The organism is Paracoccus sp. S-4012 (genome assembly GCF_009674885.1).
In the GTDB taxonomy this organism is placed as follows: domain Bacteria; phylum Pseudomonadota; class Alphaproteobacteria; order Rhodobacterales; family Rhodobacteraceae; genus Paracoccus.
The window spans coordinates 61,671-71,981 of sequence record NZ_WKKA01000009.1 but is presented as its reverse complement, the minus strand read 5'-3'; the positions used below and the strand labels follow the sequence as shown (position 1 = coordinate 71,981).

The 10,311-nt window shown below is 74.4% G+C and carries 7 protein-coding genes; 3 read left to right on the top strand and 4 right to left on the bottom strand.

The window, feature by feature from the left end; genetic code table 11:
- The first annotated feature begins 16 nt into the window (after positions 1–16).
- The 3 genes from GI374_RS12855 to GI374_RS12850 are packed head-to-tail and all read left to right on the top strand — an operon-like array spanning position 17 to position 4,919.
- On the top strand, positions 17–1,960 hold the full coding sequence (locus GI374_RS12855) for a BatA domain-containing protein (RefSeq protein ID WP_229583203.1): 1,944 nt from the start codon (positions 17–19) through the stop codon (positions 1,958–1,960).
- On the top strand, positions 1,957–2,817 hold the full coding sequence (locus tag GI374_RS19275; RefSeq protein ID WP_229583201.1) for a DUF4159 domain-containing protein: 861 nt from the start codon (positions 1,957–1,959) through the stop codon (positions 2,815–2,817). The genes GI374_RS12855 and GI374_RS19275 overlap by 4 nt, the downstream gene beginning before the upstream one ends.
- Positions 2,814–4,919, top strand: coding sequence for a hypothetical protein (locus tag GI374_RS12850; RefSeq protein ID WP_154337476.1), 2,106 nt, complete (start codon positions 2,814–2,816; stop codon positions 4,917–4,919). The genes GI374_RS19275 and GI374_RS12850 overlap by 4 nt, the downstream gene beginning before the upstream one ends.
- Here GI374_RS12850 and GI374_RS12845 read toward each other — a convergent pair.
- From GI374_RS12845 to GI374_RS12830, 4 genes are all read right to left on the bottom strand, one after another.
- Complete coding sequence (locus GI374_RS12845) at positions 4,897–5,496, bottom strand: DedA family protein (protein ID WP_154337475.1); 600 nt, start codon at positions 5,494–5,496, stop codon at positions 4,897–4,899. The genes GI374_RS12850 and GI374_RS12845 overlap by 23 nt on opposite strands.
- A gap of 48 nt (positions 5,497–5,544) precedes the next feature.
- Complete coding sequence (locus tag GI374_RS12840) at positions 5,545–7,617, bottom strand: capsular polysaccharide biosynthesis protein (RefSeq protein ID WP_154337474.1); 2,073 nt, start codon at positions 7,615–7,617, stop codon at positions 5,545–5,547.
- Between the two features lie 4 nt (positions 7,618–7,621).
- Positions 7,622–8,737 (bottom strand): polysaccharide biosynthesis/export family protein, encoded by a 1,116-nt coding sequence (locus GI374_RS12835; RefSeq protein ID WP_154337501.1) that lies wholly within the window; start codon positions 8,735–8,737, stop codon positions 7,622–7,624.
- Between the two features lie 171 nt (positions 8,738–8,908).
- The gene (locus tag GI374_RS12830; protein ID WP_154337473.1) at positions 8,909–10,261 is read right to left on the bottom strand and encodes a capsule biosynthesis protein; all 1,353 of its coding nucleotides are present in this window, start codon (positions 10,259–10,261) and stop codon (positions 8,909–8,911) included.
- Between the last annotated feature and the right edge of the window lie 50 nt (positions 10,262–10,311).

Here is a 10,311-nt window from a genome sequence, read left to right as displayed (position 1 = left end):
ATCCCACGGGTCGGCCATGCTGACCCTCGGCGCGCTCGGCTTCGCGGCCCCTTGGACGCTCGCGGCCCTTGCAGCCCTCCCGGCGCTGTGGTTCCTGCTGCGCGCGCTGCCTCCCGCGCCGCGGCTGCTGCGCTTCCCCGGCACCGCGCTGCTGCTGGGCCTCGAGGACCGCAGCCCCGAGGCCCGCCGCACGCCCTGGTGGCTGCTGCTCCTGCGCCTCACTGCCATCGCCGCCGCGATCATCGCCGCCGCCGGGCCGATCTGGCGCCCGGCGCCGCAGGACGGCCGCGGTCAGGGGCCGCTGCTGATCGTGCTCGACGCTGGCTGGGCCGCCGCGCCCGGCTGGGACGAGCGCATCGCCCGCGCCCGCGCCGAACTCGACGCCGCCGGTCCGCGCGAGGCGGCGCTGCTGATCGCCGACGGGCGCGCCACGGGCGTCCTGCCCTTCGCCGCGCCCTCCGAGGCGACCGCTGCCCTCGGCGCGACTCGTCCCGCATCCTGGCCAACCCGCTATCCCGACAACCCCGAGACTATCCTCGCCGCCGCGCCGGGGCAGGGGCTCGACACGCTCTGGCTCTCGGACGGCCTCGACCATCCGGGCCGCGCCGCGCTCGCCGCAGCCCTCGCCGCGCGCGGGACGCTGCGCGTCGTCCCGCCGCCCGCTGCGCCCGTCAGCCTGACGCTGATCGAAGGCGGCGCGCTGCCCTCCCTCGAAACCGCCAGCCCCGACCCGACGTCGCGCACGGTCCTCGCCCGCGGCCCCGACCCGCAGGGGATCGAGCGCGTGCTGGCCCGCCTGACCCCCGGCCCGGCGGAAACCGAGGCGGGTCTCACGCGCAGCGCATGGGCCCTCGACCTGCCGCCGGAACTCCGCAACCGCGTCACCCGCTTCGAGGTCGAGGGCGTGGCCTCCGCGGGCGCGGTGTGGCTGGCCGACGACCGCACCCGGCGGCGCAAGGTGGCGATCGTGACCTCCGGCGCCCCGTCCGAAGGGCAGGTGCTCCTCTCGCCGCAGCACTACCTGCGCGAGGCGCTCGGGCCGACCACGGACCTCGTGGAAGGCGGTCTCGACGACGTGCTCCCCGCCGCGCCCGATGTGATCCTGCTGCCTGACCAGCTGATCCCGCCCGACGACGCGCGGCTGGGCCCATGGGTCGAATCGGGCGGCACGCTGATCCGCTTCGCCGGGCCGCGGATGGCCGCGGCCGAGGCGCTCGACCTCGACCCGCTGCTGCCGCTGCGCCTGCGTCCCGGCGGCCGCGATGTGGGAGGCGCGCTCAGCTGGGGCGACCCGCGCGGCCTCGCGCCGTTCCCGGCGGATGGTCCCTTCGCGGGGCTCGACGCGCGCGCCGAGGTCGCCGTTCGCGCGCAGCTGATGGCCGAGCCGGGGCCGGATGTCGCCGCGCGCACGCTGGCCTCGCTCAGCGACGGCACCCCGCTCGTGACCCGAGTGGCGGTCGGCGAGGGGCAGATCCTCCTCGTCCACGTCACCGCCAGCCCCGACTGGTCGGACCTGCCGCTCACGGGCCTCTTCGTGCAGATGCTGAACCGCCTCGTGCAATCCGCGCGCGGCATGGCACAGGCGGGCATCGCACCGGACGCCCCGCAGCTTGCCGCCGATACGCCCTGGTCGGCCGAGGCGGTGCTCGACGGCTTCGGCCGCAGCGGGCCGCCGGCCGCCGACCTCGCGCCGGTGTCGGGCGAGGCGCTCGATGAAGGGCCGGCGCCCGGTCGCCCGGCGGGCGTCTGGGCCGCGGGCGAGCGGCGGCGGGCGCTGAACGCGGGGGGCGCGATTGCCGTGGCGGACTGGCAGGGCGTGCAGGTCGAGGCCGGGACCGAGGTTCCCGGCACCGCCTTCGGCGGCTGGCTGCTCGCCCTCGCGGCGGCGCTGCTGGCGCTGGACGCGCTCGCCAGTGCGGCGCTGATGCACGGGCGCAGGCCGCGGGAGTCCACCGCATGAGCCTCACCCGCCGCGCCCTCCTCGCCGGGGCCGCCGCCCTCGCGGTCACCCGCGCTACCGCGCAGCAGCCGCCCCCGCCCGACCCGCGCCTCGCCGCCGCCGCCGCGCAGATCGCCCTTGCCTGGGTCGTCACCGGCGACCCGGCCATCGACCGCGCCTCCGAGGCGGGCCTCATCGGCCTCTCGGCCGGTCTCACCGCGCGCACCACGGTCGAGCCCGGCCCGCCCGTGGCGGTCGATCTCGACGCCGACGACCTGTCGCTGCTCACCTTCCTCTACTGGCCCGTCACCGAGGCCCAGCCGCTGCCCACGCCCGCGGCCTATCTGCGGCTGGAGCAGTTCCTCCGCACCGGCGGCATGATCCTGTTCGACACCCGCGACGGCGACATCGCGGGGCTCGGCGGTCCCGACGGCTCGCCCGCGCTGCGCGCCCTCGCGGCGCCGCTGGCGATCCCGCCGCTCGCGCCGCTGCCGATCGATCACGTCCTGACCCGCAGCTTCTACCTGCTCGACACCCTTCCCGGACGCTGGCAGGGGCCGCAGGTCTGGGTCGAGGCGCCGCCGCCCGCGATCCCCGGCGCGGGCGCGGGTCCGGTCACGAATGACGGCGTCTCGCCGGTCATCATCGGCGGCAACTCCTGGGCCGAGGCATGGGCGATCGACCGCGACGGCCTGCCGCTGTTCACCGTTGGCCGCGGTTTCGAGGGCGAGCGGCAGCGCGAACTGGCCCTCCGCGCGGGCATCAACATCGTGATGTATGTGCTGACCGGCAACTACAAGGCCGACCAGATCCACGTCCCCGAACTGCTCGAGCGGCTCGGGCGGCGCGACGCGATGCCGTTCGGTGGCATCCGATGACGCGCCTCGTCTTCGACCTGGCGCTGCCCTGGTGGGTGATCGGCGCGCTCGCCCTTCTGGCGCTGCTGGCGGCAGGTTACGCCCTCGCGCGCGGCCTGCGCGGCTGGGCCTGGCGCGGCGCGGCGGGGCTGGTGGCGGCGCTCGCCCTTGCCGGGCCGGCGCTGGAGCGGGCCGAGCGGCAGGGGCTATCGGACATCGTGATCCTCGTCGAGGACCGCAGCGCCAGCCAGACCCTGCCCGGCCGGACCGCGCAGATCGACGGCGCCACGGAAAGCCTCGCCCGCGCCGTCGAGGCCCTGCCGGGGACCGAGCTGCGCCGCGTCACGGTGGGCAATGACGACGAGGGCACCCTCCTTGGCAGCGCAATCACCGAGGCGCTCGCAGCCGAGCCGGAGGCGCGGGTCGCGGGCGTGATCGCGGTGACGGACGGGCGGCTGCACGATGCGGGCTCGCTGCCGGCGGACGCCCCCGCGCCGGTCCATGTGCTGCTGACCGGAGAGCCGCAGGACTGGGACCGGCGGCTGGTGGTCGAGGAGGCCCCGGCATACGCGCTGATCGGCGAGCCGGCGACCGTCCGGGTCCGGGTCGAGGACCAGGGCGCCGTCCCGCCCGAGATGGAGGGCCGCCCGGCCGCCCTCAGGATCACGCGCGACTCGGGCGAGGAGCAGGTGGTGGCGCTGCCGCCCGGCGTGCCGCTGGACCTGCCGGTGACGGTCGAGCATGGCGGCGCGAACGTCCTCGCCCTCGCGCTCGACCCGCCAGAGGCGGGCGCGCCGCAGCTGACCGACCGCAACGACGCAGCGGCGCTGACCATCACCGGCGTCCGCGACCGTCTGCGCGTGCTGCTGGTCTCGGGCGAGCCCCATGCGGGCGAAAGAACCTGGCGCAACCTGTTGAAATCGGACGCAGCGGTGGAGCTGATCCACTTCACCATCCTGCGCCCGCCCGACAAGATGGACGGCGTGCCGGTGGACGAGATGGCGCTGATCGCCTTTCCGACGCGCGAGCTCTTCATGGAGCGAATCGGCGATTTCGACCTCATCATCTTCGACCGCTACCGCGAGCGCGGTATCCTGCCGCCCGAATATTTCGACAACATCCGCCGCTATGTCGAGGACGGCGGAGCGATCCTGATCGCGGGCGGGCCGGAGATGGCCACGGTCGAGGGGCTGACGCTGACGGCGCTCGGCGACGTGATCCCCGCGCGGCCCACGGGCCGGATCGTGTCCGAGCCCTTCACGCCCGCGCTGACCGAGGCCGGGCGGCGTCACCCCATCACCGCGGGCCTGCCCGGCGCCGGCGTCGAGACGCCGGAATGGGGCCGCTGGCTGCGCCGGGTGGAGCTGGAGCCGGAGCCCGGCGCGCAGGTGGTGATGGAGGCCGGGGACGGCGCGCCGCTGCTGGTCCTCTCGCGCGAGGAGGAGGGCCGGGTGGCGGTGCTCGGCTCCGACCAGGTCTGGCTCTGGGCGCGCGGCTTCGAGGGTGGCGGCCCGCAGCTCGAACTGCTGCGCCGGATCGCGCACTGGTCCATGTCCGAGCCGGATCTGGAGGAGGAGGCCCTCCGCGCCACTGTCGGCCCCGGTCTCGCGCTGACCGTCATCCGGCAGACGCTGGCCGGGGAGGTCGGGCCGCTCGGGATCACAGGGCCGGACGGCGGGCGCGTCGAGCTGGAGATGCGCCCGGCGGGACCGGGGCATTTCACCGCCAGCTGGACCGCGCCGGGGCCGGGCCTCTACCGCCTGACGCAGGGGGAGCGGACGCGGCTGATCGCGGTCGGCCCCGCTGCCCCGCGCGAGTTCGAGGAGACCGTGGCGGATGGGGCCGCGCTCGCGCCGCTGGCCGAGGCCACGCGGGGGGCGGTGCTGCATCTAAGCGAAGGGGTCCCCGATCTGCGAAGCGTCCGCCCCGGCCGACCGGCTGCGGGGCAGAGCGTCACCGGCCCGTGGATCGCCATCACCCCACGCGGCGCCGAGACCGTCAGCGGCCGCAACCTCGAGCCGCTGCTGCCCGACTGGGGCTGGCTCGCGCTGATCGCGGGCCTCGCGCTCGGCGGCTGGCTGGTCGAGGGCCGGCGGCGCCTCAGCGGTGCGGCTTCCAGGTGATCACGCGCCAAACATAGATCACCACGACCGCGATCACGACGAAGGTCGAGACCGGATCGACCCAGCGCTCGACCCGGGCGTAGGCCCCTTCGAGCATGTATCCGGCGATGGCGAGGAAGGTGGTCCAGAGCAGGCTGCCAAGCGCCGACCAGCCGAGGAACCGGCCGAGCGGCATGCCGGCGAGTCCCGCGGGGATCGAGATCAGCGTGCGGACCGCCGGCACGAGGCGGCCGAAGAACACCGCCTTGCCGCCGTGGCGGTCGAACCAGGCGCTCGCGCGGTCCACGTCGCCCGGCGAGACGGTCAGCCAGCGCCCATGCCGCGCGGCGAGGCGGCGGATGCGCTCGGCCCCCACGGCGCGGCCGAGCAGATACCAGAGCGTCGCCCCGGCGAGGCTGCCGGCGGTCCCGGCGAGGATCACCACCGGCAGCGACATGGTCCCCTGCGCCGCGTTGAAGCCCGCGAGCGGCATGATCAGTTCGGACGGGATCGGCGGGAAGACGTTCTCCAGAAACATCAGCAGCGCAACGCCGAGCGGGCCGATCTGCGCGATCAGGTTGGCAATCCAGTCGATCATGGGCGGCGGTCTCCTCCAGGCAGCGTCGCGGGTAGCATCCGCGGGCGGTCAGCGCCACAGCCAGCTCTGCGAGGCAAGCGCGCCCTGCGCCTTGGCGAGCAGCCTGAGCCCCGGGCCGCCGCGCGGGCCGTCGGCCTCGGCGAGGCGGTCGAGCGCGACCTCGACCGGGCAGGGCAGGCCGCTCACGGGGTCCATGTAGCGCGGATAGGCGATCAGGGCGGCGTGGACGAGGGCGCTAAGGCCCGGGCGGGCGCGGCGCCGTTCCGGCATCGGGCCGAGATCGCGCGTCAGGCCCCAGCCGGCGTAGAAGGGCGCGCCGAGGGTGGTGACGGCCACGCCGCGGATGAGGGCCTCGAAGCCGAGGGTGGAGGTGATCGTCCAGACCGCATCGACCTGCGCCAGCAGCGCCGCCGGGTCGGCGCGCAGCGCGGTCAGGTCGGCGAGATCCGCCGCGGCTTCCGGGGCGACCGCGCCGGGGCGCAGCCCGGCCTCGACGTCGGGATGCGGCTTCCAGACGAGGAAGGCGTGGGGGTTCGCCTGCCGGGTGGCGCGCAGGAGGGCGAGATTGGTCCTGACCTCGCTTGCGCCCTGACGGATCGAGGCGTCGTCCTCGACCTGGCCGGGGACGAGGATGACCGGGCCTCGGTCACAGGGCAGGGCGGGCGCTTCGCCGCCGAGGTTGTATTTCGACAGACCCTGGGCCCGCAGCCGCGCCATCAGCGCCTCGGCGCGGGCCTCGCCGCCGGGCGGCAGGGGGGCCGCGACCAACGCCTCGAGGCGGCTGGGCCGCGTCGGGTCGTAGTAGATGCCGAGGTCGTCGGCCACGAGCGACAGCGCGGGCGTGAGTTCGGCGCCGAGGCCGCGGGAGCGCAGGAAGCCGTCCTCGACGCGCAGGAGCGGCCTTGCGGGGGGGCGCTGCCCCCCGGCGGCTGGCGCCGCCTCCCCCCGGGATATTTGGGTCAAGGCGAAGTGAGGGATGTCGTCGGCGCGGTTGGCCCAGGCGAGGGTGACATCCGGCGAGGGGCGGCGGGCGAAGCGGACGTGACCGCCTTGGCCGAAGGCGCGGGCGATGCCGGGGCGCTTCCAGAGGCGCATGCCCCAGGCGAGATGGCCGTCGCGGTCCTGCCGGAAGGCGGCGGTCTCGGCTTCGAGTTGGGCGAGCGCGCCCTCGAAATCGGTCAGCGCGTCGCGGCAGGGGTCGTACCAGGTGGGCGCGAGGAGGTGGGAGGCGGCGAAGAGGGATTCGGCCGAAGCGCGGCCGCGCCTCGCGAGCGGCGGGCCTTCGTCGTCGCTGAGGTCCCAGCCGGAGTAGAAGGGCGTTCCGAAGAGGCGCGGGCGGTGGCCGGCGAGGAGCGCCTCGTAGCCGAGTTGCGAGCTGACGGCGTAAACGGCGGCGGCGCCCTTGACCAGCCGCCATGGGGAGACCGGGGCGTCGCAGAAGATTTCGCCGGGGCGCAGGTCGTCGGCGGTCAGGTGGCCGGGGCGCAGGCCCGCGGCGGTCTCGGGATGGCTGCGGATGACGAGCGGGCGGCCGGGATGCTCGGCGCGGGCGGCGGCGAGCATGGCGAGGAAGGTCGCACGCCCCGCGCCCATCAGCGAGGCATCGCCGCGGGTCTGGTCGATCACCAGCACATGGCCCGGCGGCGGCGCGTCGGCCTCGGGGCGGTGGGTATTGTATTTCGACAGGTCCGCGGCGCGGAGGCGGGCGATGCCCCCGGCGGCGCGCGTCTCCAGTCCGGCGGTGGCGCCGGAGGTCACCAGCTCCTCGATCAACGAGGGGCGGGAGGAATCGAAATGCAGTCCCACCGGGTCGATCAGCAGACCGAGCGGCCCGCGCCGGGCGAGACGGCCGCGCGCCCGGCCCGGAACCACCGAGCGCAGGAAGGCGTCCTCGACCCGCACGATGCCGGCGGCGGAACGCCGCGCGACCGCTTCGCCGCGCCATGCCCTCGGCGCGGCGCCCCAGATGCCGACCGCACCGTCGCGCCCCGGCCATCCGGTCGTGATCCGCCAGCCAGCAAGCTTGAGGATGCGGGCGATGCGCGGCCCGCGCCAGAAGCCGAGGCTGTAGACATGCAGAGGCCGCAGCCCGTTTCCGGCGCCGCGGCCTGCCTTGCTCATCGCATCAGTTGCCGATCGACGTGATCGCGTCGGCCGAGCCGGCGGTTCCGGTGATCGCGCCGAGAACGCGCGAGAACTGGGTGAAGGGCGCTTCGGTCACGTAGACCGTGTCCTCGTCGCGGATCAGGAAGTCGCGCGCGAGGAAGAGGCCGTTCGGCCGAGTCAGGTCCAGCACATAGGCGAAGCGCTGCGGGCCGCGGAGCGCGGTCGAGCCCAGAACCCGCTGCGCGACCGATTCCGGCTCGTCGCGCAGGATGAAGACCCCGGTCGGGTCCGCCGTTGCGGCATTGAGGCCGCCGACGAGGGCGATGGCCTCGATCGCCGTCACCTCCTCTGAGCCGAGCGGCACCCGCGTCTGGCCGCCCAGGGCGCCGAGCGCGGTGAAGCTGCGCGAATCCTCGTCCACCAGGATCACGTCGCCGCCGCGCAGGGCGATGTCGTTGCGTGAATTGGCGTAGAGGTCATTCAGCCAGACCTTGCCGGTGGCGTTGCCGCGCTTAACGGTGACGACGGCGATTTCGGGGTCGATCGCGACCCCGCCCGCGCGGGCGAGCATGGCCGAGAGGTTCCGGGTCGGGCGCTCCAGCGGATAGACGCCCTGCGCGGTGACGCGGCCGCCCACGGTAACCGTGGCGCCGTCGCCTGCGAGGCGCGTGACGAGGACCTGCGGGTCGGGTGTCTGCTCGGAGAGGCGCTCGGTGATGATCCGGCGCAGCGAATCGGGCGAGTTGCCTGCCGCCAGCACGCGCCCCGCATAGGGCACGAAGATGTAGCCGTCGCCGTCCACCTGAAGCTGCTGCAGCGTGGTCGAGCTCTGGCCCAGCGAGGCCAGCAGGCCGTCGTCCACGTTCTCCCAGATCTGCAGGCCCAGCGTGTCGCCGGGGCGGATCGTGTCGGCCTCCACCGGCGCGGCGCTCAGGAAGTCCGAGCCGAAGCCGTAGGAGGGGGTGTAGTTCGCGGTCCGGTTCACGTGGTTGTTGACGTAGATGATATGCGCGTCGCCGCCACGCTCGACCGCGCCGGCATAGATCTCGTTCTTGTTCGGGCCGACCCGCGCGAGGCCGCAGGCGGTGAGAAACAGCGTGCTCAGCAGCAGGATGACGGTCAGCAGGCGCCCCATGCGGGCGCCGCGATCCGCGGTCGGGAAGGCAGCGAGGCTCACAGGCGGCTCCTGTCCGGGGTAGGCCGGCGGGAACCGGCGGAGTTTGGCGGCGAGGTTAGCGCGCGCGCGGCGGGCCGACCACCGCCGGCGGGCAAACATTCTGCGGGCTGAGGGACATGCGCCACACCCTCAGCCATCGTCGCCGCCCGGCTGCTGGCGGTAGGTGCCGCCTGACGCGCTGAGCGAATCATACGGGTCGAGCGGGGCCAGCATCATGTCCACCACCAGCCGCAGGGCCGCGGCGCGCGAATGGCGGGCGTAGAAGCCGCCCGGCACCTGCGAGGTCTCGAGCAGGTAGTCGCGATAGGTGCGGTAGCGGCGCGCCGCCGGGCGCTCGGGCTCGCGCAGGAACTCGGTCAACGGCTGGTGGCTGACGAGGCCCGGCTTGTCATAGACGGCGCGGCCGAGGGCGAGGACCGGCACGCCGCGCCACAGCGCCTGCTGCGCGGCGGTCGAGTTGACCGTGATCGCCGAGCGCGCCTGCGCCACCAGCCGGGCGAGCTTGCCGCCGTGGATATAGTGGACCCGCTCCCTGATCCCGAGGCGCGCGGCGCGGCGCAGGATCGCCGCGCGCACGCGGCCGCGATTGTCTTCGAGCGGATGGGCCTTGAAGACGAGGTGATGGTGGCGCGGGGCCGCCTCGGCAAAGGCCTCCATCACCGCGTCGGTGAACTCGGCCATGCGGGTGTAGTCGGAATGGGCCTGGAAGCTCGCGTCATGTTCGAGCTGCATGAGGACGAGGACATAGGGGAAGCCGCCGTGGCGCACGCGGGCGGCGGCCGCGCTGCGGGCGAGCATCAGCCAGGGCGTCAGCAGCACCCGGCGCAGGTGCAGCCGAAACTCCTGCAGGACGCTGACCGAACGGTGGCTGCGGAAGCCGCGATAGCGGCGGTTCGCGGTCAGCACGAGGGCGTGGTAGAGAGCGCCGTAGAACTTGTGCTGGCGCATGTCACCCCAACGAGCGGGGGGGCGCGTCATCTCGCCCTCGCGGCCGCGCATCGACCGGAGCATCTCGGACAGGTCGATCTCCATCAGGCGCGAATGCCCGTTGGAGCCGCCGCGCTCATAGGTGATCCAGAAGGGGCGCAGGTAGCCCTCCTCGAAGACGTGGAGGGTGAGGTCGCGCGCCTCGGCGGCGGCCCGCGCCGCGGCATGGACGGGGCGCACGTCGCCGTAGAGCACGAGGTCGGTCACGCCGAGGCGGTCGATCAGCGCGTCGAGATGGGCGGGCCAGTCCTCGGCCGTGCCGGTATGGGGGATGTAGCGGTCGCGGTCGGACCAGAACCACTCATCCCCCGCATTGAAGCCGGCGCGCCAGACTTCGGCCCCGGCGGCGCGCAGCATCCGCCCGAGACGGTCGAAGAACGGGCCGTGCGGCCCCTGCAGCATGAGGAACACGCGCTCGCCCGGCGCCAGGGCGGAGGGAAGCGCCGCCCGCATCGCCTCGGCGGCGGCAATCAGCGTATCGTGTCGAGCATCCATGCCGGCGTCATGCCGCAAACCGCGCCACGCGTCACGCGGCAAACGCATCA

Bases quoted from the DNA above. Each gene is read 5' to 3' on its own strand.
- GI374_RS12845 (WP_154337475.1), bottom strand. From the start codon at position 5,496: ATGATCGACTGGATTGCCAACCTGATCGCGCAGATCGGCCCGCTCGGC.
- GI374_RS12835 (WP_154337501.1), bottom strand. From the start codon at position 8,737: ATGGGGCGCCTGCTGACCGTCATCCTGCTGCTGAGCACGCTGTTTCTC.
- GI374_RS12830 (WP_154337473.1), bottom strand. From the start codon at position 10,261: ATGGATGCTCGACACGATACGCTGATTGCCGCCGCCGAGGCGATGCGG.
- GI374_RS12850 (WP_154337476.1), top strand. From the start codon at position 2,814: ATGACGCGCCTCGTCTTCGACCTGGCGCTGCCCTGGTGGGTGATCGGC.
- GI374_RS12855 (WP_229583203.1), top strand. From the start codon at position 17: ATGCTGACCCTCGGCGCGCTCGGCTTCGCGGCCCCTTGGACGCTCGCG.
- GI374_RS12840 (WP_154337474.1), bottom strand. From the start codon at position 7,617: ATGAGCAAGGCAGGCCGCGGCGCCGGAAACGGGCTGCGGCCTCTGCAT.
- GI374_RS19275 (WP_229583201.1), top strand. From the start codon at position 1,957: ATGAGCCTCACCCGCCGCGCCCTCCTCGCCGGGGCCGCCGCCCTCGCG.